This is a genomic window from Rhizobium sp. N731, assembly GCF_001664145.1.
In the GTDB taxonomy this organism is placed as follows: Bacteria; Pseudomonadota; Alphaproteobacteria; order Rhizobiales; family Rhizobiaceae; genus Rhizobium; species Rhizobium esperanzae.
Genome location: NZ_CP013601.1, coordinates 2,736,487 through 2,755,396, shown reverse-complemented (window position 1 = coordinate 2,755,396; position 18,910 = coordinate 2,736,487). Strand labels below are relative to the sequence as shown.

Genomic DNA, 18,910 nt, shown 5'->3' with positions numbered 1-18,910 from the left:
AAGAGAGTTTGCAAAGAAACTTTTGCAAAGATATGTTTGCGATTATATGATGGGACCATGAAAGAGCATAACTCCGAACCTGCCGCAGATGCTGTTGCCTCGCGCATAGTCAGCCGTGTCGTGCCCGAACCGACCGCACTGAAGGCGCTGGCCCACCCCGTCCGGCTGCGCATGCTCGGCATGCTGAGGATCGACGGCCCCGCCACGGCGACGCAGCTCGCCGTCCGGCTCGGCCTGAACAGCGGCGCGACGAGCTATCATCTGCGCCAGCTCGCCCAATATGGTTTCATCGAGGAAGCGCCGCATGCCTCGCGACGCGACCGCTGGTGGCGCGCCAGCCACGAGCTGACCTCGGTCCCCCCGAGCGAAGCCGAAGGCGAGGCGCTCGATCTCGACATGGCCTTCAACCAGGCGGCCCTCTCGCTGCAGGTCGGCCAGATGCAGCAGGCGCTGGAGGAATATGCCGAGCTGCCGGCGGAATGGCGCAAGGCGACGGCGGCCGACGACATCATCATCCCGCTGACGGCGGACCAGGCCGAGGCCCTCACGAAACGGCTGAGCGATATCATCCTGGAAGCCATGCGGGCCGCCCCACCACTGGGGGAGGCGGCGTCCCGGAATCCTGACATGGTTCCTTTCTATGTCATGCTGCACGCTTTCCCCTATCCGGGCCGCCTGCCGCACCGCGAGCGGGAGGACGAGCCGTGAGAAAAGGCAAGCCTTTCCTAGCACTTGCCGCCGCAGAGACGCTTTCGCTTTCCGGCAGCCGGCTATCGACCATCGCCATTCCCTGGCTGGTGCTGAGCGCTACAGGCAGCCCCGTGCTGACCGGTCTGACGGCGATGATGGAGATGCTGCCTTATGTGCTCGCCAAGGCGCTCGGCGGGCCGCTGATCGACCGCATCGGCGCCAAGCGCATCGCCATCATCTGCGACACTGCTTCCGTTATTGTGGTCGGGCTGGTGCCGATTGTCGATCTCTTCGGCATGCTGACCGTGCCGGTGCTGCTGCCCGTTGTTTTTGTCATGGGGGTGCTGCGAGGCCCCTCCGATGCCGCCAAGCAAGCGATGGTTCCCGATATCGCTGCGCTGGCGGCCGTGCCGCTCGAACGGGTGACCGGCGTCTCCAGCGCCATCGAACGGCTAGCCTCGACGGTGGGCGCTGCCGGCGCCGGCGCATTGATCGGGCTGATAGGCCCGGGGCAGGCGCTCCTCGTCAACGCCGCCACCTTCGCCGCCGCAGCGCTGGTCGTCGCGACCGGCATACCCGGCAGGCGGCGCGCTCCGGAGTTGCCCGCCGCGCTGGACGCTCGGCGGGGCAGGGTGCCTTCCTATGTCGACGATCTCCGGGAAGGCTGGCGCTTTCTGCGCAGCGACGCCGTGCTCGTCAGCATTGTCACCATGGTGGCGATCACCAATCTGCTCGATCAGGCCTATCACGCCGTGCTGCTGCCCGTCTGGACGAAGAACGCCGGTCATGGGCCGGAGCTGCTCGGAGCGATGTTCGCCGCCTTCTCCGGCTCGTCCATCGCGGGCGCGGCGATCGCCGCTGTCATCGGCGAGCGCATGCCGCGTCTGATCGTCTATACCGTGGCCTTCCTCCTGACCGGATTTCCGCGCTTTCTGGTGCTCGCGGTCGATGCGGCGCTCGGCTCCGTCTTTGCGACGCTCGCAATCGCGGGCTTTGCCTCGGGTTTCCTCAACCCCATTTTGTCGGCGGTGATCTTCGAGCGTATCCCCAAGCCGCTAACCGGGCGCGTCACCGCGATGAATACCGCCCTCTGTTTTGCCCTCATCCCCTTCGGGGGCCTCGTCGGCGGCGCGCTGATCAGCACGATCGGGCTTGGTTCAACGGTGCTCCTCTGCGGGCTCGCTTATCTCGCCGCGACTCTCGCTCCGCTGGCGCTCAAGAGCTTCCGTGGTTTTGACAAGGCCATGGCATGAGTCCCCCGCGCAGGCTCTAGCCTTATCCGATTTCCTCGATCATCAGATCGATAAAGCAGCGCACCCGCGGCTCCAATACGCCTTTGTCGGGATAGAGCGCCACGATCTTCGTGTCGTCGGTTTCGAGGTCGGGCAGGACCTGCCGGAGACGGCCGGCGGTCAAATCGGCGGCGGCAACGAAGTCCGGAAGAAGGGCGATTCCGAGGCCGGCCAGGGCGGCGTCGCGAACGGCTTCACCGCTGTCGAGCCTCAGGCGGCTGCGCCCCTGGGCCTTGATCCAGCCGCCGCCGCTGCGAAAGCGCCAACCCTGCCTTTGGCCGCGGCTGGTGAAGAACAGGCAGTCATGGGCGGCGAGATCCGCTATATCGCGGGGCATGCCGCGTTCGGTGAGGTAGGAGGGCGAGGCGCAGAGTAGCGCCTTGTCACTGGCGATCACGCGCGTGATCAACCGGCTGTCGGCCGCCGACGGCGTCGCGCCAATCGCGATCGCCAGATCGAAGCCATCCTCGAGGTTGTCGGCCGGGCGATCGGTCAAGCTCACTTCGACCTGCACGTCAGGCCAGGTGCGAAGATATTTTTCGAGCAAAGGGAGCACGACAAGCGATCCGAAGACATCGGGAGCGGCGAGCCTGAGCACGCCTCGCGGCACACCGCTTTGCCCCCCAATGCTCGCTTCCGCCTCGTCGACCGATGCCAGGATCTGCAGCCCGTGGTCATAGAACACTCGTCCTTCATCGGTCAGGCTCAGTGTCCTCGTGGTCCGGTTGAGCAGGCGCGCGCCGAGCCGCTCTTCCAGACGGGTGACGGCCTTTCCCGCTGCCGAACGGGAGAGGCCCATCGCCTGGCCGCCGGCGATAAAGCTTCCGGCATCGACGACGGCCATGAAGATCAGGATCTCGTTCAGGTTCGTGCGCGTCATGAAGGCAACTCGAGCGATTCAACTGCAGCCTTAACTCGGTCGCGATTTGACCGATTCAAGGCTCGCACCATCAACGTCGGCCGCGCCAGTTAGGTCCCGGGCGCATCGAAATGATGGTCGTCGGCGACAGCTGCCGTTTCGCGTCACCACTGCCCAAATCGAAGGCTCGCGCCAACAAGCCTCGCCGTCAGCGCCAGCCGAGCGCCGGAGCGACGTGAGTGAGGATCGCTTCGATGACGTGGGCGTTGTAGGCGACGCCGAGCTGGTTGGGCACGGTGAGCAGCAGCGTGTCGGCCTCGGCAATCGCCTCGTCTTCCGCAAGCTGCTTGATGAGCACGTCAGGTTCGGCGGCGTAGCTGCGGCCGAAGATCGCCCGGGTCTTCTCGTCGATGAAGCCGATCTTGTCGCCCTCGTCGTTGCCGTAGCCGAAATAGGCGCGGTCACGTTCGTCGACCAGCGCGAAGATGCTGCGGCTGACCGAGACGCGCGGCTGACGCGTGTGGCCGGCTTCCTTCCAGGCGTCGCGATAGGCGCGGATCTGGTCGGCCTGCTGGACGTGGAACGCCTCGCCGGTCTCGTCGTCCTTAAGCGTCGAGCTCTGCAGGTTCATGCCGAGCTTGGCTGCCCAGACGGCGGTGGCGTTGGAGCTCGCCCCCCACCAGATGCGCTCGCGCAGGCCCTCCGAATGCGGCTCGAGACGCAGCAGACCGGGCGGATTCGGAAACATCGGCCGCGGGTTCGGTTTGGCGAAGCCTTCGCCGCGCAGCACTTCGAGGAAAACTTCGGCATGATGCCTCGCCATTTCGGCCTCGCTCTGACCTTCCGGCGGCGCATAGCCGAAATGACGCCAGCCGTCGATCACCTGTTCAGGCGAGCCGCGGCTGATGCCGAGTTGCAGCCGCCCTCCGGCGATGAGATCGGCAGCACCGGCATCCTCGGCCATATAGAGCGGGTTCTCGTAACGCATGTCGATGACCGCGGTGCCGATCTCGATCCGGCTGGTCTTGGCGCCGACGGCGGCAAGCAGTGGAAAGGGCGCGGCGAGCTGCCGGGCGAAATGGTGCACGCGGAAATAAGCGCCATCGGCGCCGAGCTCCTCGGCCGCCACGGCAAGGTCGATCGACTGCAGCAGCGCATCGCCCGCCGAACGCGTCTGCGATTGAGGCGAGGGCGTCCAGTGCCCGAACGAGAGAAAACCGATCTTCTTCATGCCGCGCCTTCATCCATTGCATCTCATGATGGATCGGTCATCGCATAGTTTTGGTGCGCAAGACAATCACAACCGGAATGGAATGGCGCGCTTGGCAGGCGACGCTTGCTGAAGCGGCACGCGAGGCAACGCTCGTAAATGGCGGGAAATGAGTCGCCTTTCCCGGGCCGGCGCGCCGATACGCAAGGAGCGATCGTCATTCGGGAACTCCGCTTTCACGGAAGCGGCGGCCTATAGCGCCAGCAAGTTCGGCCTGCGCGGCTTCTCCGAAGCACTGCGGGCGGAGGTGGCCGACAAGCCGCGCATTCACGTATGCGACGTCTATCCCGCCTTTGTCGATACGCCGGGCCTCAGGCATGGCGCCAATTATGTCGGCCGCCAGGTCACCGCGCCGCCGCCGGTTCTCGATGCGTGCCGCGTCGCCGAGGCGATCGTCGGCGTCGCCAGGTCGCCGCGCGCCACCACCACGGTCGGCGTGGTCACCACTGCGACGCGGCTTGCCCATCTGCTGGCGCCCCATCTTGCCGCGCCGCGCGCCGCCGAAAGCGACGGCAATCTCTACTGGCCCTCCACCGACGCCGCCCGGATCGATGGCGGGCTCCGATCGCGGCACAGGTATTCGGCGCCGCTCCTCCTCGGTCTCATCGCGGTTGCTGTGCTGGCGATCGGCGCCGCTGCGCCGAGGACGTACCCGCGCCGGCGGCTGGCGCTGGGCAGCCGGCACCGGTTTTGGTAGGCGGGTTGGATGGTGCAGATGCTGGAGGTTTGTATGGCATGCCGTGTGGCACGCCCTCTCCTCCGTTCGTGTGACGAGCACAGGCGAGCGGGTGAACTATCACCATCGCTTCATGCCCCCTACTAACAAGGCGCAGCCACGGAGCCAGGTGGAAGCCGGTCATCAGCAGGTACATCGGCACCATTCCGGTCAGCGGGAAGTTATCGGGCGTGGTGGTGCAGATCACGTCGGCGCTGCCGGTTGCGGCCGTCAGCAGCGCCATGATCGCGAAGGTCGGGGCGGCGGCGAGAGACAGAAAATCAGCGGCGAGAGCGGGTTTGGCCGGCTCGCCGGCGGGTTCGTCAGCGGCGGCGGCGAGCGACAGCCAGTTGTCTGTGTCGAGAGAGGGGTTGGCGTCAGCCCGTTTCGGGACGTGAGCGAAGAGTGCCATGACGGTCACTCCTTGCCGTAGCGGTCGTGGTGGCGCCACCAGATGCCGGTTTCGTTGCGGCCCTTCGGCGCGCGGTCGAGCCATTGATACATGCCCCAGAGCCCGTCGAGCCCGCGCGCATAGCTGGAATAGCTGTGGGAGACGTCGCCATCGATGAGTTCGAAGGCGCTGACGCCGGGGCGGTCGCGGGTGTAGGTGGGAACGTCGGTGCCGGTCATCGAAGCGATCTGGACGATGGGTTCGTCGCTGCCGCGCGACTGCCATTCCGGCACGGCCTTGCCCGCCGGCGGTTCCGAGGCGGGCGGTTCGCGACGGTAGTTGTATTCGATCTCGCCGAGACGCTGCTGCTCCGGGCTGAACCAGACGCTGAAATCGGCGTTGAAATCGCTGCCGGCTGAGGAAGCCCAGGGAAAGCTCCAGTCCATGCGCCGCTTGAAGGCCTCAAGCTTTGCGAGCGGCGCGCGCGAGACGGCCCAGAAGGCGACGTCGTGATTTTCCAGGTGGACGAAGAAGCCGTTGAAGCCGTCGGCGATCGAGGAGCAGGAGGGGCATCCGGCGCTGTAATCCGGCCCGAACATGAAATGATAGATCAGGAGCTGCGAACGCCCGCCGAACAGATCCTTCAACGAAGCACCGCCGCCTTCGGTATCGAAGCGGTAGTCCTTGTCGATCCTCACACGCGGCAACTGCTGGCGTTTGGCCGCCAGCGCATCGCTTTGCCGCGTCAGTTCCTTTTCCTCCTCGAGCAGATCGAGTCTCGCCGCCAGCCATTGCTCGCGGGTTGCGTTCAGCATTGCCGTCATGGGTCTTCTCCTTTGCCTGTCTCTCGTCGTAGCATCCGGCTCGGTTGCCTGCCGTTGAGCGAAGATTACGGCCGGAGGGACAAATGCCGGGAGTGACAAGTGTGACGGGATTTGAATGGACTCGCTGATTACGGCTGCTGCGCAGGCGCTGGCATCGGGCGACACGCTCGGCGCGCTGAAACGGGTGGCGTTGCGCGACGATGCGCCGGCGTTGGCGCTGCGCGGCATCGCCATGGCACAGCTCGGTGACCTCATTCGCGCCAAGGCGCTGCTGAAGAGTGCCGTGCGTGCTTTCGGACTGCGGGAGGCGGTGGCTCGCGCCCGCTGTGTCGTCGCCGAGGCAGAGATCGCGCTCGTCTCGCGCGATCTCACCTGGCCGCCGAAGACGCTGGAGGCGGCGCGCAAGGTTCTGGAAGCGCATGGCGACCGGGTCAACGCCGCCCATGCCGGCAATATCGCCATTCGTCGGCTGGTGCTGATCGGCCGCCTTGACGAAGCCGAGCAGGCGCTGGCCGCGCTCGACCCGACGCCGCTGCCGCCGGCCTTGCGGGCCGCCCATGAGCTTGTTGCGGCCGGCATCGCCGTTCGGCGCCTGCGCACGCATGCGGCCCGCGCAGCACTCGAACGGGCACAGCTTGCGGCCGAGCGGGCGAATATGCCCGTGTTGACGGCGGAGGTCGAAGCCGCTGGACATGTGCTCGATCTGCCGGCGGCGCGGTTGGTTTCTCGTGGGCATGACCAGCCGCTGCTGCTTGCCGAGGTGGAGGCGCTCTTTTCCGGCGGCACGCTCGTCGTCGACGCCTGCCGCCATGTCGTGCGCGCCGCCGGCGCGATGGTGCCGCTCGCGAGCCGGCCGGTGCTTTTCGCGCTCGCTCGTGCGCTTGCCGAAGCCTGGCCGGCGGATGTGTCGCGGGGCGCGCTGATCGTACGCGCCTTCCGCGGCAAGCATGCCGATGAATCGCATCGCGCCCGGCTGCGCGTCGAGATCGGCCGGCTGCGCGCGGAATTAGCCGGGCTGGCGGAAGTCTCGGCTACCAAGCGCGGTTTCGCCCTTTTCCCTGCCGGCGCTGCTGAGGTTGCAGTGCTTGCCCCGCTCGTCGAAGGGCCGCATGCGGCGGTGCTCGCCTTCCTCGCCGATGGCGAAGCGTGGTCGAGTTCGGCGCTGGCGATCGCGCTCGGCACCAGTCCGCGCACCGTGCAGCGGGCGCTGGATGCGCTCGCCGGCGAGCAGAGGGTGCAAGCGATCGGACGCGGCCGGGCGCGCCGCTGGATGAGCCCGCCGCTCTCCTCTTTCCCGACGATCTTGTTACTCCCGGGACCGCTGCCGAGCGACTAGTATGGGTCAACCGACAAGGAGGAAGACATGAAGACATCGGCTGCGACCATTCTGCGTGAATATGGACCCTTTCCCGGCGCGGAGCGCGTTCATGGCGTCACCTTCGACGGCCGGCATGTCTGGTTCGCCTCAGGCGACAGGCTGAATGCGCTCGACCCCGACAGCGGCGAGGTGGTGCGGTCGATCGAGGTCGCCTCCCACGCCGGGACGGCTTTCGACGGCGAATTCCTCTATCAGATCGCCGAGGACGTCATTCACAAGATCGACCCGAAGACCGGCCAGATTCTTTCCACCATCCCGGCCCCAGGCAATGGCGGCGATTCCGGCCTTGCCTGGGCCGAGGGCACGCTCTGGGTCGGCCAGCATCGCGGCCGCAGGATCCATCAGATCGATCCCGAAACCGGCAAGATCCTGCGCACCATCGAATCCAACCGCGTCGTGACAGGCGTCACCTGGGTCGACGGCCAGCTCTGGCACGGCACCTGGGAGGGCGACGACAGCGACGTCAGACGCATCGATCCGAAGACGGGCGAGGTGCTTGAACGGCTCGACATGCCGGACGGCGCCGGCGTCTCCGGGCTCGAATCCGACGGCGCCGGCTGCTTCTTCTGTGGCGGAGGCAACAGCGGCAAGATCCGCGCGGTGCGCCGGCCGTGAGCGCTGCGCCGCCGGGGCGGGGCTGCTCCGTACAAGAAGCCGGCGTCAGCGCACCCGCCTCGCCCTTCGCGGAGCCTCGAAGCACGCGCCCCAACGCTGCTCCTTGCCGCCCCAACCGCCGGCACGTCCACCTCGCCGTTGCGGCCCCCGAGGGATGAGGCCCTCTTAAGTGCCGGCGCCGATCCAATCGATGGCGCGGGAACAAAATCGCGGACAATACGCCAAATTATGCCGACCCATCCTCGTCGAATAAAAGAGACATGCCGATCGCATCGATGAACCGACCATCGATGCGCGCGGCGCGCCGGATTATGCCTTCGCGCACGAAGCCCAGTTTTTCATAGAGTGCGATCGCACGGCTATTGTCCTCATACACATCGAGTTCGATCCTCATAAAACCAGCTTCCCGCGCGGCTCTCAATGTCGTTTCGATGAGCTTCCGCCCGAGACCCTGGCCGCGATAGGCGGGAAGAATCCCCATACCGAGGTTTCCGCGATGAGCGTGGGACGGGAAGAAATGCCGGCTGATATCACACCAGCCGACGACCTCTTCGCCAATCACGGCAACGAATTGTGGATTGCCCTTTGCGATCATGCCCATCACGAATTTACGCGTCTGAGGCAGGGGTGTGGCTTCGAGCATGGACAGGTATTTTTTCTCCCGCGCGACCACGTCGAGGGCGCGATGAAAACTGTCGATATGCGCTGCGGCGATGGGTTCGACGTTGATACCTGACGTTTTGGGTGTTGTTGCGGTGGCCACAAGGTCTCCTTCGCAGACAGCGAGATATCCAAGGCAGACATGTCGCAGACCCGCAACGAAGCGCATAATTCACCGTCCGTCAACTTTTGCGTGTCAATTTCGAGGGAGGGGGCGCCATCAAAAGGTTGCGAATATTGAAGGTCAGGCTCACATCGCATATCACGCTGGTCCTGGTGGAGCCAGGGCACGCACGATCATGATCGGCAACAGACCGGCGATAACTCGCGCCAAGGTTTGTGGGAAATTGGTGGAAATCGCCATTGCCGATAGCGGCATCGGCATGGATACGGATGATCTGCCGAAACTGTTTCAACCTTATTATCGCGCCCGCAGCGCGACGGGGATTGCCGGAACCGGCCTTGGCCTGAACGTCGTCAAGCAGGTCGTCGAACTGCACGGCGGCACCGTCGAGGTGACGAGTGAGCTTGGCAAGGGCACAACATTTACCATCTTTCTGCCAATAGAGTTTCTATTGTCGGATCAACAAGTCGCAGCTTAAGGAAAGAGCGTATGGTTACAGTCCTGTGCGTAGAAGACGAAGTCGATATCCGAAATCTCCTCGTCGAAGAGTTGAACGAAGCCGGCTACAGGACGCTCGAGGCCTCGAACGGCGCAGAGGGCCTGGAAATGATCCTGTCGAAATGGCCTGATATCGTCATCAGCGATATTTCCATGCCTGTTATGGATGGGCACCAGCTTCTGGCGGAAATCCAGATCAATCACCCGGAGCTCTCCAACATTCCCTTCATCATGCTGACGGCGCTGACAGACCGGGAAAACACGCTCGCCGGTCTGCGGGCCGGTGCTGCGGATTATCTCACGAAACCGCTCGACTTCGACCTGCTGCTCGCCAAGCTGGAGGGCTGCGTGACGCGGCTGGAGAACGATAAGGCGCTTAATCGGTCGTTTTGATTGGGGTGGTAGAAGACCCCGCCCCAAACTCCTCCCCACAAGGGCGAGGGGCTTAACTTGCCGCACCGGCGCTTCCCACTTCGTCGTTCATCCGCGAAAAGGCTGATATTTGCTGCGCGGGCGCCGCAAATTATTCCCTCCCTCTGGTGGGGAGGGGTTGGGGAGGGTCTTCCGGCTTCGGAGCGTAAGCGACGTGCATGATTGGGTGTGCGATGAGGCCTTCGATCTAATCCTACCTCCCCAACACATCCCCCAACACCGCAAACACTCTCGCATCCAACGTCTGCGACACATTGAACCGCATGAAATTCGTCGCCGATTGCGACAGGCTGAACGCATTGCCCGGCGCCAGCACGATCCGCTTTTCCAACGCCGCCCGCGCCACATCAGCCGCGTCGATACCATCAGGCAGGCGGCACCAGAGGAACATGCCGGCCTGGGGCTCCAGCCATGGTTTTATCCCGAAGCCCTTCAGGCGGGCCGAGACCTCGGTCATGGCGCGCGCCAGCCGCTGCCTGAGTATTTCCATGTGTTTGCGATAGCCGCCGTCGCTCAAGACGTTGAGCACCAGCTCGGCCGTCATCCGGCCGCCGCCGAAGGAGGTGGCGATCTTGAGGTCGGTGAGGCCCTCGATCCATTCGGGCCTGGCGGCGACGAAGCCACAGCGGGCGGAGGCCGAAAGCGTCTTGGAAAAACTGCCGATATGGATGACGCGCTCGAGCCCGTCGAAGGCGGCAAGGCGAGGTGCGGCCGTATATTCGAAATCAGCGAAGATATCGTCCTCGATGATGGTAAGATCGAATTGGTCGGCGAGCTTCAGCACCCGGTGGGCCGTCACGGGAGAAAGCGTCGCGCCCGTCGGATTATGGATGGCGGAGTTGGTGATGTAGAGCCGCGGCCGATGTTCGGCGAGCGTCTGCGCGAAGAGTTCGAGATCGGGGCCGGAGTATGTGTAGGGCACGCTGACGATCTTCGCCCGGTGGGCGCGCAACAATGCATGAAAGTTGAAGTAGCAGGGGTCATCGACCAACACCCTATCGCCGGGTTCGAGCAGGAAACGGCAGAGCAGGTCGATCGCCTGCGTGCCGGACTCGGCGAGCAGGACCTGATCCGGCGAGGCCTCGATGCCGCGCTCGCCCATGCGTCGCGAAATCAGCTGGCGCAGCGGCGCCAGGCCAAGCGGCGAGCCATAATCGGCAAGGGCCGGCCCCTCGGCGCGGGCAAGCGTTCGGAGCGCCCGGCGCATGCCCTCGCCGGGCAGCCAGGAGGGTGGCAGCCAGCCGCAACCGGGCTTCAGATCGGCTTCATCCGCCTCCAGCGATTGCCGCGAAATCCAGAAAGGATCGACGGCGCGGTCGAGCTTCGGCCCGGCCTCGGCCAGTGCGAAGGGGGCCGCTTGGTTGGCGACATAGAAGCCGGAGCCCGGCCGTGAAAGGATCGCACCCTCGGCGACCAGGCGCTCATAGGCGTCGACGACGGTCGAGGTCGAGAGCTTCATGCTGGCCGCGAGCCCGCGCACCGAGGGCAGCCTTGCCCCCGGTGTCAGGCTGCGCCCGGCGATGCGCTGCCGGATCGTCGCCATCACCATCTCGACGCGGGTGCGCCCCGCTATCCCATCGTTCATCCGTACTGCCTTTTGAACCATAACAGTTTTGCGAAACCGTATCAGACCGTCACTGTCCTGGCCATTGGTATTGGCGGATAAGGCTGGACGGCTCGTTCCTGCGAATTCGATTCAGCTAACGCGCCTCAGGTATTGTTATGCATGCCGTTTTCTCAAGGCCGCAGCGCTTCGACGGCATACATCTCGGAAGGAATGCATGATGGAGCGAATGACGACAGCGTGGGTCAATGGTTTGATCGGTGTGGTGATCTTCAGCGGTTCGCTGCCGGCGACGCGCGTGGCGGTGGCGCAGTTCGATCCGGTCTTCCTGACCGTTGCGCGGGCGGCGATCGCCGGGCTGCTGGCTCTCGGCCTGCTGATCGTCTTTCGTGAAAAGCGGCCGGCCGGGCGCGATATCCTCTCGCTCGCCGTTGTCGCGCTCGGCGTCGTGGTCGGCTTTCCGCTGCTCACCGCGCTGGCGCTGCAGCATGTCACATCAGCCCATTCGATCGTCTTCGTCGGTTTGCTGCCGCTTGCAACGGCCACCTTCGGCGTCATCCGCGGCGGCGAGCGGCCGAAGCCGGCCTTCTGGTTGTTCTCGGTTCTCGGCAGTACGCTGGTGGCGGGCTTTGCCTTGATGCAAGGCCTGACGGCCTCGCCGGTCGGCGACCTGCTGATGCTTGGGGCAATCCTCGCCTGCGGTCTCGGTTATGCCGAGGGCGGCCGATTGTCGCGCACGCTCGGCGGCTGGCAGGTGATATCCTGGGCGCTGGTCTTGTCGCTGCCGATCATGATCGCGGTCGCGTACGTTTACCGGCCGGCGAGTTTCGCCGGCATCGAAACGCCGGCGCTCATCGGCCTTGCCTATGTCTCGCTGTTCTCGATGCTGATCGGCTTTATCTTCTGGTATCGCGGTCTCTCGCAGGGCGGGATCGCCGCCGTCGGCCAGTTGCAGTTGCTGCAGCCATTCTTCGGCCTGGCGCTCGCCGCCACGCTGCTGCACGAACCGGTCACCTGGGCGATGCTCGGCGTGACGGTTGCGATCATTCTCTGCGTGATGGGCGCTCGGAAGTTTGCGAGGTAGTGGCTGGCTTCAGGCCACAAAGCTGCCCCTCAATCGTCAGCAAATGGCCCTGTTATCGCCGCACCGAGCCCTTTTCAGCCTTCATCGTTGCGACCTCGCCAGCCTTTCGAGCGGCTGAGCGATCGACCGAGGCGGTCTTGCTGCCGTCCAAAATCACCGGAAAAGGAATGAAAATGATCACTCGTTACACATCCCTCGCAACGATGACCGCCGCGGTGTTCAGCCTGCTTGCTCTCAGCCCGGCATCCGCGACCGAGCTTGCCCAGGCGCAACAGCAGCCGCCGGCACAGGGCCAGGCGCCGATGCAAGGACAGGGTGGTACCGGTGCGGCTGCCCCTGTCAGTGATCAGAAACTCGAGGCCTTTGCCGTCGCCTATGTGCAGGTCGATAAGGTCAGGCAGGAATATTCGGCCAAGATCGACGCGACCAAGGACGAAGCCGCCAAGCAAAAGTTGCAGGAGGAGGCCAAGAAGCAGATGGTCGATACCGTCAAAGCCTCCAACGCTATCTCTGTCGAGGAGTACTCGTCTATCCTGACGGCGGCGCAGAGCGACCCGGCTCTGGCCAAGAAGGTCCTGGACAAGATCGGCACACCGCCGCCGGCGCAGTCGCAGCAATAGACAGCGCACTCCTGCATCATCCTCAAGTCGGACGAGGGGCGGGCGGGCTAGAAATCCCCGCGGCGAGCGCTGCCTGCGCCCGCCCCAATCCTGACGCGGCCTCATTTGGCGGGCACGACCAGTGCCTCGCCCTTGCGCACGATATAGGTCGCCAACTCCGAAGCCTTGCCGCTGCCGACGTTCTTTGCCGAGTGCACCACGCCGGAGGGGATGAATAGGGACTGGCCGGCCTTGAGCGTCACCGGCTCCCTGCCGTCGAGCCGATATTCAAGAGTCCCCTCGAGAACGTAAGCGATCTCTTCGCCCGGATGCGCGTGTCTCGACGCAAGAACGCCAGGGGCGAAATCGACCCGCACCTGGACGGCCTCGTGGCCGGGTACGTCGATATCGCTCCTGACGAGATCGGTGCGCTGCAGCGGTTGCTCCGCATGCGCTGCAGTGCCGAGAGCAAGGGCGAGCGCCATGGCCTGGATCATTTTCATCGTGTCATCCTTCCTGAATTGGCGGCCAATTAGCCGCATCGCCATTTCAGTCGATGATTGAACCAGGTATGTGTCGGGAAACCCTCATTTTTGTAAGCGCGTGTATCTGCCCGCCTGAGATTGCCTGCGAGAACGAGGCTTGGCTTACGCGAACCGCATCGCTGATCTCGCACGCGCCTTCGCTGCGACCTCCTCGCGATCGCGAGGCGGTTGAGACGTCTCCAGTGAGTCGAGCAGTTCGCGGGCGCAAGCAGCAATCGAACTGACCGCGCGTTCGAAGGCGGCCTCATTGCGCTTCGACGGCTTGGTCGTTCCGCTGAGCTTGCGCACGAACTGGAGCGCGGCATCATGAATCTCTTCGTCCGTTGCAGGCGGATCGAAGTTGAACAGTGGTTTTATGTTTCGGCACATGGCTTGCTCGCGTGATGTTCTCTTTGGGAAAGTGGCCTCGCATGAAAGGTAGTCGCGTGAGCGCGAATTGCAACGAGGCCTGGGAGATGGCCGGGAGAGAGGTGGTCAGGGGCTAGTCTTTTTCGTCGTGCCGTGTGCCCCCCCTCTGCCCTGCCGGGCATCTCCCCCACAGGTGGGGAGATCGGCTGGGCGCAATGGCTTCCCAAGCAAAGACCGTATAGCTGCTGCGCTGCGGCGGTGAGGGAACGATGGTCCAACCTCTTGCCGGTCTTCCTCCTTGTGGGGGAGATGCCCGGCAGGGCAGAGGGGGTATGCCGCACCGCTCCCCGGCAAGAGAGATCCCGTCGCTCTCGCCCTCAAGCCGCCGACGTCGAACCTCTCACGCCGAGTGTCGCAATATCCGTCACCCCGCCCGACGATTCAAAGTCGAAGATCTTCTGGGTCACCAGCGCCGCCGCGCCGCGGGCCCAGGAATTGTCCTCCCAATCGGGCAGCAGCGGCGGGGCGGTGCGGAAGGTGCGGGCGGAGAGTGCTTCGCGCAGCGGCGTGAGGAAGGGGTCGCCGAGGGAGACTGCTTCGCCGCCAGCGACAATGACTTCGGGGTCGGTGATGTTGACGAGATTGGCGAGTGCGGTGCCGATGCCGCGGCCGGACCCGGCGACGAGGGAGAGGGCAGTGGCATCGCCGCAGGCGAGGGCTTTGCGGAGTTCGGGGAGGCCGAGTTCGTCACCGCGGCCGGTCGCCTCACGCCAGCGGCGTAGCATCGAGAGTTCGGAGTGATAGGCCATCAGGCAGCCGCGCTTGCCGCATTCGCAGAGGCGGCCGTTCTCTTCGAACAGCGTGTGGCCGAATTTGCCGGCGGCACCGTTTGCGCCGCGATAGAGCTTGCCGTCGATGACCAGCGCACAGCTGATGCCGACGCCGACGGCGAGTACGGCCATGTTACGGTGCTGGCGGCCGAGGCCGAAGAGCTGCTGGGCGATGGCATAGGCGTTGGTATCGTCCTCCAGCCAGACCGGCACGTGGACGCGGCTTGCCACCAGCGCGGCCAGCGGAACGTTGTCCCATTGGAAGCGATGGCTGCGTACGCAGGCGGTCTGTTCGTGGTTGATGACGCCGGGCATGGAGATGCCGATGCCGGCGAGTTTCGCTTTCGGCCGACCGGAGAGCTTTACCAGTTCGGGGAGCGTGTCCGCCAAAAGGTCTGCAACATAATCCGGATCATGGCCCTCGAGGCCCACACGCATGGCGGCGACGGGATTGGTGGCGAGATCGGTCGCCACGCATTCCACCGAATCCACCATCAGCTTGAAGCCGAGGGCGAGCGAATGCTCGTAATTGATCTCGACTGGGATCGGCCGGCGGCCGGCGGGGCCGGGCACTGCCTTGCCCTCGATGACGATGCCTTCTTCCAAGAGATCCGCGACGACGAAGGTAACCGCGGCGGGGCTCAGGCCGATCACGGTCGCGATATCGGCGCGGCTCCTCGGTCCTTCGCGGCGGAGAAGGTTGAGGATGAGGCGTCGGTTCATGGCTCTCGCCGTGGTCTGGTCGCCTTTCAGCTTCACGATGCATTCCTTAATTTTGTAAATTAATTATTGCGGGGTCGCACAATCTATGCATAAGTTCGGCCGCCGATCAACAGAGCCAGCGGGATTGTACGTTGGAGGTCAGGACACCGGATCGGCGCGTTGAATGCCTGATCGAGCGCGTTCCAGGGAGGAGGCGGCTCGGGCCAGGCGGTGTTGATCGATCAACCGGGAGGAATTCAATGGTACTCTTAAAGCATTTTCCCTCAACCACCCGCAGAAGCTTCCTGAAAGGGGCGGGGGTGGTTTCGGCGGCGGCGGTCACGGGCAACTTTCCGATGCCTGCGATCGCGCAGGCGCAGGAAGTCACCGTCATCTCGTCCGAGAATAACGGCGCCGCACTCGATGCGCTGAAGTCGATCGCGGCGGGCTTCGGCAAGGAAGCCGGCGTCAATGTCGTCATCAACAATATGGACCACGAGGCGCACAAGACGGCGATCCGCAATTATCTCGTCGCCGGCGCGCCCGACATCTGCTTCTGGTTTTCGGGAAACCGCATGCGCGCCTTCGTCAAGCGCGGCCTGTTCGACGATATTTCCGATCTCTTCGAGAAGGAGAAATACAAGGACGTGCTGGGCGCGACCGCCGGCGCCGTCACCGATGACGGCAAACAATATGGGCTGCCCACGGGCGGCACGCTCTGGGGCATGTTCTATCGCAAGGATGTGTTCGATCAATACGGCCTGACGGTGCCGAAGACCGCCGAGGACTTCATGGCCTATGGCGACAAGTGCAGGGCGGCCGGCATCACCCCGGTTGCGATCGGCACCAAGGAATTGTGGCCGGCGGCCGGCTGGTTCGATCAGATGAATCTGCGCATCAACGGGCTGGACAGGCACATGGCGCTGATGAACGGCGAGATGAGCTATCTCGATCCGGCGCTGACGCCGGTCTTCGACCAGTGGGAAGCGATGATATCGAAAGGCTTTTTCACGCCGAACCATACCTCTTTCGGCTGGCAGGAGGCCGCAGCACTTCTGGCCCAGAAGAAGGCCGGCATGATGAACCTCGGCGCCTTCCTGCGCTCTGCCTTCACCGAGGCGGATCTGCCGCAGCTCGCCTACGCGACCTTTCCCGTGCTCGATCCCAAGATCGGCCATTTCGAGGAGTTCTCGGTCAATTCGGTTCATATCCCCGCCAAGGCGAAGAACAAGCAGGGCGCGCGCGATTTCCTCGCCTATTTCTACAAGCCGGAGAACCTGGCGGCCTATCTAGAACCGGGCGGCAATGTGCCGCCGCGCCACGACCTGCCGCCGAGTAAGGATCCGCTTGTCAATATCGCTGTCGAGACGATGAAGACGGTGCAGGGCACCTCGCAATATTACGACCGCGATAGCGACCCGGACATGGCCCAGGCCGGCCTGGTCGGCTTCCAGGAGTTCATGGCTAAACCCGACCGGCGTAAGGCCATCCTTACGCGGCTCGAGGGGACGCGGAAGCGGATTTATAAGATCTGAAAGGTGGCGGATCGCTCCCGGTATGTTGCAAGCCGCGCTCTTCACTCGGCGTCATCCTCGGCCTTGTGCCGAGGATCTGCTGCCCCATCGAACGGGGGCAGATGCTCGGGACATGCCCGAGCATGACGGCAGGAGAGCGGGAACGGCTTTATCAACAGCTTTGGGGCATCAGCCCGCTCCCAAGGTAATTTGAGGCTCCAGAGATGCAGACATTATGGCGCCGCCAGCGTTGGTGGCTTACCCCGACTTTGCTCATCGCGCCTGCGATCGCGCTGTTCTTCACTGTCATCCTGTTGTCGGCGGTGCGCAGCGTCTGGATCAGCTTTCACGAGTGGGATGGTTTCGGGCCGATGGTGTGGATCGGGCTCGGCAATTACATCGAGCTCTATAACGATCCGCAATTCTACGTGTCGTTGAAGAACAATCTGATCTGGCTCGTCATGTTCATGGCGGCACCGCCGATCGGGCTCGCCATCGCGCTCTTGGTCAACCAGAAAATCGCAGGCATGCGCATCCTGAAATCACTGTTCTTCATTCCGCTGGTGCTGGCCTCGGTGACGGTGGGCGTCGTCTTCACCTGGGTCTATACGCCGGAGTTCGGCCTCCTGGCGCTAATCTTCAGGGCCTTCGGGGCAGTGGCGCCGGCCGTGTTATCCGACGAGCATTTCGTCACCTTCGCGATCGTTATCGCAGCGCTCTGGCCGCAGATCACCTTCTGCATGGTGCTCTATCTCGCCGGCCTCAACAATTTGAGCGAAGAGCTGATCGGGGCCGGCCGCGTCGATGGGGCGAGGGGCTGGAACATGCTGCGCCATATCGTGCTGCCGCAGCTGACGCAAGTCACCTTCATCGCCATTGCGGTGACGGTCGTGGGCGCGCTGCGCTCCTTCGACATGATCTCCGTCATGACCGCGGGCGGGCCGTTCGGCTCCTCCTCGGTGCTCGCCTACCAGATGTACGAGCAGTCGATCTTTTCCTACCGCTTCGGCTACGGCGCGGCGATCGCCTCGGTGCTCTTCGTGATCATGGCCGTGTTCATCGCCTGGTATCTCACCCACATCATCCGCAGCGAAGAGAGGGGAGGCTGATGTATCCTCGTCCGATACCCGAAACCGCGACCTGGCAGCGCCGCTTCTATGTGTTCGCCGTCGTCGTCGTGCTCATCCTCTGGCTCTGCCCGCTCTTTGCGATCGTCCTCACCTCCTTCCGCTCGACGGCCGACGTGATGGGCGGCAATCTCTGGGGCTGGCCGACCGAGATCGGCGTCATCGACAATTACCGGGCCGTCTTCACCGACACGCCGATGGCGCGCTATTTCCTCAACAGCCTGATTATCACCATTCCCTCGGTCATCGGCGTGCTCGTCATGTCGACGCTCGCCGGCTTCGTGCTGTCGCGTTACCGCTTTCGCGGCAATATGCTGATCTTCGCGCTCTTCGTCGGCGGCAATTTCCTGCCGCACCAGATCATGATGATCCCGGTGCGCGACCTGATGGTGCAACTCGACCTGATCGATACCACGGTGGCGCTGATCATCTTCCACGTCGCCTTCCAGACGGGGTTCGCGACGCTCTTCATGCGCAATTTCATCGCCGCATTGCCGGACGAGCTTTTCCAGGCGGCCCGCGCCGAGGGCGCGTCGCCGTTCCAGACGCTCATCCATGTGGTGATCCCGCTGGTCAGGCCGGCGCTTGCAGCGCTGGCCATCCTGATCTTCACCTTCGTCTGGAACGATTATTTCTGGGCCGTGGTGCTGACCGTCAGCGACAGCGTCAAGCCTGTCACCGCGGGCCTTGCCAATCTGCGCGGCGAGTGGGTCTCGGCCTGGAACCTGGTTTCGGCCGGCACGATCGTGGTCGCCGTGCCGCCCGTCGTGATGTTCTTTCTGATGCAGCGGCATTTCATCGCCGGCCTCACCATGGGCGCGGTGAAGGGATGAGCCGGCGTCTTCCGTT

At 64.0% G+C, this 18,910-nt stretch carries 19 protein-coding genes and 2 pseudogenes; 12 read left to right on the top strand and 9 right to left on the bottom strand.

Features of this window, described 5'->3' with window-relative positions; genetic code table 11:
- Positions 1-57: 57 nt before the first annotated feature.
- Positions 58-708 (top strand): ArsR/SmtB family transcription factor, encoded by a 651-nt coding sequence (locus AMK02_RS13620; RefSeq protein ID WP_064803535.1) that lies wholly within the window; start codon positions 58-60, stop codon positions 706-708.
- On the top strand, positions 705-1,943 hold the full coding sequence (locus AMK02_RS13615; protein ID WP_064803533.1) for an MFS transporter: 1,239 nt from the start codon (positions 705-707) through the stop codon (positions 1,941-1,943). The genes AMK02_RS13620 and AMK02_RS13615 overlap by 4 nt, the downstream gene beginning before the upstream one ends.
- A gap of 22 nt (positions 1,944-1,965) precedes the next feature.
- Here AMK02_RS13615 and AMK02_RS13610 read toward each other — a convergent pair whose 3' ends face one another.
- The gene (locus AMK02_RS13610; RefSeq protein WP_064803531.1) at positions 1,966-2,862 is read right to left on the bottom strand and encodes a LysR family transcriptional regulator; all 897 of its coding nucleotides are present in this window, start codon (positions 2,860-2,862) and stop codon (positions 1,966-1,968) included.
- A gap of 187 nt (positions 2,863-3,049) precedes the next feature.
- Positions 3,050-4,072 (bottom strand): LLM class flavin-dependent oxidoreductase, encoded by a 1,023-nt coding sequence (locus tag AMK02_RS13605; protein WP_064803530.1) that lies wholly within the window; start codon positions 4,070-4,072, stop codon positions 3,050-3,052.
- A 148-nt stretch (positions 4,073-4,220) separates the two neighbouring features.
- On the opposite strand from AMK02_RS13605, the gene AMK02_RS13600 reads away from it, so the two are divergent.
- On the top strand, positions 4,221-4,808 hold the full coding sequence (locus AMK02_RS13600; protein WP_237358312.1) for an SDR family NAD(P)-dependent oxidoreductase: 588 nt from the start codon (positions 4,221-4,223) through the stop codon (positions 4,806-4,808).
- Positions 4,809-4,929: 121 nt separating this feature from the next.
- On the opposite strand, the pseudogene AMK02_RS32145 reads toward AMK02_RS13600, so the two are convergent.
- Positions 4,930-5,238: pseudogene (locus AMK02_RS32145) on the bottom strand (hypothetical protein); the annotation flags it as partial.
- A 5-nt stretch (positions 5,239-5,243) separates the two neighbouring features.
- Positions 5,244-6,041: a DUF899 domain-containing protein gene (locus tag AMK02_RS13590; protein WP_064803526.1), complete on the bottom strand. Its 798-nt coding sequence runs from the start codon at positions 6,039-6,041 to the stop codon at positions 5,244-5,246.
- A 115-nt stretch (positions 6,042-6,156) separates the two neighbouring features.
- Between AMK02_RS13590 and AMK02_RS13585 the strand changes: the two genes are divergently transcribed.
- Positions 6,157-7,377 (top strand): hypothetical protein, encoded by a 1,221-nt coding sequence (locus AMK02_RS13585; RefSeq protein WP_064803524.1) that lies wholly within the window; start codon positions 6,157-6,159, stop codon positions 7,375-7,377.
- Positions 7,378-7,404: 27 nt separating this feature from the next.
- Complete coding sequence (locus tag AMK02_RS13580; RefSeq protein ID WP_064803522.1) at positions 7,405-8,034, top strand: Vgb family protein; 630 nt, start codon at positions 7,405-7,407, stop codon at positions 8,032-8,034.
- A 226-nt stretch (positions 8,035-8,260) separates the two neighbouring features.
- Here the strand turns inward: AMK02_RS13580 and AMK02_RS13575 are convergent, their stop codons facing one another.
- Positions 8,261-8,797 carry a GNAT family N-acetyltransferase gene (locus AMK02_RS13575; RefSeq protein WP_064806224.1) on the bottom strand — a complete coding sequence of 179 codons (537 nt, stop codon included), beginning with the start codon at positions 8,795-8,797 and terminating at the stop codon, positions 8,261-8,263.
- A 205-nt stretch (positions 8,798-9,002) separates the two neighbouring features.
- On the opposite strand from AMK02_RS13575, the pseudogene AMK02_RS13570 reads away from it, so the two are divergent.
- Together AMK02_RS13570 and AMK02_RS13565 are read left to right on the top strand one after the other, a co-directional pair.
- Positions 9,003-9,296: pseudogene (locus AMK02_RS13570) on the top strand (sensor histidine kinase); the annotation flags it as partial.
- 11 nt (positions 9,297-9,307) lie between these two features.
- Entirely contained in the window at positions 9,308-9,709 is a 402-nt protein-coding gene (locus tag AMK02_RS13565) for a response regulator (RefSeq protein ID WP_064803518.1), read from the top strand.
- A gap of 232 nt (positions 9,710-9,941) precedes the next feature.
- On the opposite strand, the gene AMK02_RS13560 is transcribed toward AMK02_RS13565, so the two are convergent.
- Positions 9,942-11,354, bottom strand: coding sequence for an aminotransferase-like domain-containing protein (locus AMK02_RS13560; RefSeq protein WP_064803516.1), 1,413 nt, complete (start codon positions 11,352-11,354; stop codon positions 9,942-9,944).
- Between the two features lie 178 nt (positions 11,355-11,532).
- Here AMK02_RS13560 and AMK02_RS13555 point away from each other — a divergent pair, with 178 nt between their 5' ends.
- Positions 11,533-12,396, top strand: coding sequence for a DMT family transporter (locus AMK02_RS13555; protein WP_064806222.1), 864 nt, complete (start codon positions 11,533-11,535; stop codon positions 12,394-12,396).
- Between the two features lie 173 nt (positions 12,397-12,569).
- On the top strand, positions 12,570-13,016 hold the full coding sequence (locus AMK02_RS13550) for a DUF4168 domain-containing protein (protein WP_064806220.1): 447 nt from the start codon (positions 12,570-12,572) through the stop codon (positions 13,014-13,016).
- A gap of 101 nt (positions 13,017-13,117) precedes the next feature.
- Here the strand turns inward: AMK02_RS13550 and AMK02_RS13545 are convergent, their stop codons facing one another.
- The 3 genes from AMK02_RS13545 to AMK02_RS13535 form a co-directional block, all read right to left on the bottom strand.
- Positions 13,118-13,498 carry a cupin domain-containing protein gene (locus AMK02_RS13545; protein WP_064806218.1) on the bottom strand — a complete coding sequence of 127 codons (381 nt, stop codon included), beginning with the start codon at positions 13,496-13,498 and terminating at the stop codon, positions 13,118-13,120.
- A gap of 144 nt (positions 13,499-13,642) precedes the next feature.
- Positions 13,643-13,909, bottom strand: a complete 267-nt coding sequence (locus AMK02_RS13540) for a DUF2277 domain-containing protein (RefSeq protein WP_064803514.1) — start codon at positions 13,907-13,909, stop codon at positions 13,643-13,645.
- A 356-nt stretch (positions 13,910-14,265) separates the two neighbouring features.
- Positions 14,266-15,477, bottom strand: coding sequence for an ROK family protein (locus tag AMK02_RS13535; RefSeq protein WP_064803512.1), 1,212 nt, complete (start codon positions 15,475-15,477; stop codon positions 14,266-14,268).
- A gap of 203 nt (positions 15,478-15,680) precedes the next feature.
- Here AMK02_RS13535 and AMK02_RS13530 point away from each other — a divergent pair, with 203 nt between their 5' ends.
- The 3 genes from AMK02_RS13530 to AMK02_RS13520 all read left to right on the top strand — a co-directional run bounded on the left by AMK02_RS13530 (position 15,681) and on the right by AMK02_RS13520 (position 18,894).
- Positions 15,681-16,955, top strand: a complete 1,275-nt coding sequence (locus AMK02_RS13530; RefSeq protein WP_064803510.1) for an ABC transporter substrate-binding protein — start codon at positions 15,681-15,683, stop codon at positions 16,953-16,955.
- A 203-nt stretch (positions 16,956-17,158) separates the two neighbouring features.
- Complete coding sequence (locus AMK02_RS13525) at positions 17,159-18,043, top strand: carbohydrate ABC transporter permease (RefSeq protein ID WP_064803508.1); 885 nt, start codon at positions 17,159-17,161, stop codon at positions 18,041-18,043.
- Positions 18,043-18,894: a carbohydrate ABC transporter permease gene (locus AMK02_RS13520; protein ID WP_064803506.1), complete on the top strand. Its 852-nt coding sequence runs from the start codon at positions 18,043-18,045 to the stop codon at positions 18,892-18,894. The genes AMK02_RS13525 and AMK02_RS13520 overlap by 1 nt, the downstream gene beginning before the upstream one ends.
- Positions 18,895-18,910: the final 16 nt, after the last annotated feature.

What these genes read in the sequence shown, in the direction of transcription:
- AMK02_RS13590 (WP_064803526.1), bottom strand. Translation starts at nt 6,041, where the DNA reads ATGACGGCAATGCTGAACGCAACCCGCGAGCAATGGCTGGCGGCGAGA.
- AMK02_RS13550 (WP_064806220.1), top strand. Translation starts at nt 12,570, where the DNA reads ATGATCACTCGTTACACATCCCTCGCAACGATGACCGCCGCGGTGTTC.
- AMK02_RS13525 (WP_064803508.1), top strand. Translation starts at nt 17,159, where the DNA reads ATGCAGACATTATGGCGCCGCCAGCGTTGGTGGCTTACCCCGACTTTG.
- AMK02_RS13585 (WP_064803524.1), top strand. Translation starts at nt 6,157, where the DNA reads ATGGACTCGCTGATTACGGCTGCTGCGCAGGCGCTGGCATCGGGCGAC.
- AMK02_RS13555 (WP_064806222.1), top strand. Translation starts at nt 11,533, where the DNA reads ATGGAGCGAATGACGACAGCGTGGGTCAATGGTTTGATCGGTGTGGTG.
- AMK02_RS13530 (WP_064803510.1), top strand. Translation starts at nt 15,681, where the DNA reads ATGGTACTCTTAAAGCATTTTCCCTCAACCACCCGCAGAAGCTTCCTG.
- AMK02_RS13560 (WP_064803516.1), bottom strand. Translation starts at nt 11,354, where the DNA reads ATGGTTCAAAAGGCAGTACGGATGAACGATGGGATAGCGGGGCGCACC.
- AMK02_RS13540 (WP_064803514.1), bottom strand. Translation starts at nt 13,909, where the DNA reads ATGTGCCGAAACATAAAACCACTGTTCAACTTCGATCCGCCTGCAACG.
- AMK02_RS13520 (WP_064803506.1), top strand. Translation starts at nt 18,043, where the DNA reads ATGTATCCTCGTCCGATACCCGAAACCGCGACCTGGCAGCGCCGCTTC.
- AMK02_RS13605 (WP_064803530.1), bottom strand. Translation starts at nt 4,072, where the DNA reads ATGAAGAAGATCGGTTTTCTCTCGTTCGGGCACTGGACGCCCTCGCCT.
- AMK02_RS13545 (WP_064806218.1), bottom strand. Translation starts at nt 13,498, where the DNA reads ATGAAAATGATCCAGGCCATGGCGCTCGCCCTTGCTCTCGGCACTGCA.
- AMK02_RS13610 (WP_064803531.1), bottom strand. Translation starts at nt 2,862, where the DNA reads ATGACGCGCACGAACCTGAACGAGATCCTGATCTTCATGGCCGTCGTC.
- AMK02_RS13600 (WP_237358312.1), top strand. Translation starts at nt 4,221, where the DNA reads ATGAGTCGCCTTTCCCGGGCCGGCGCGCCGATACGCAAGGAGCGATCG.
- AMK02_RS13565 (WP_064803518.1), top strand. Translation starts at nt 9,308, where the DNA reads ATGGTTACAGTCCTGTGCGTAGAAGACGAAGTCGATATCCGAAATCTC.
- AMK02_RS13580 (WP_064803522.1), top strand. Translation starts at nt 7,405, where the DNA reads ATGAAGACATCGGCTGCGACCATTCTGCGTGAATATGGACCCTTTCCC.
- AMK02_RS13620 (WP_064803535.1), top strand. Translation starts at nt 58, where the DNA reads ATGAAAGAGCATAACTCCGAACCTGCCGCAGATGCTGTTGCCTCGCGC.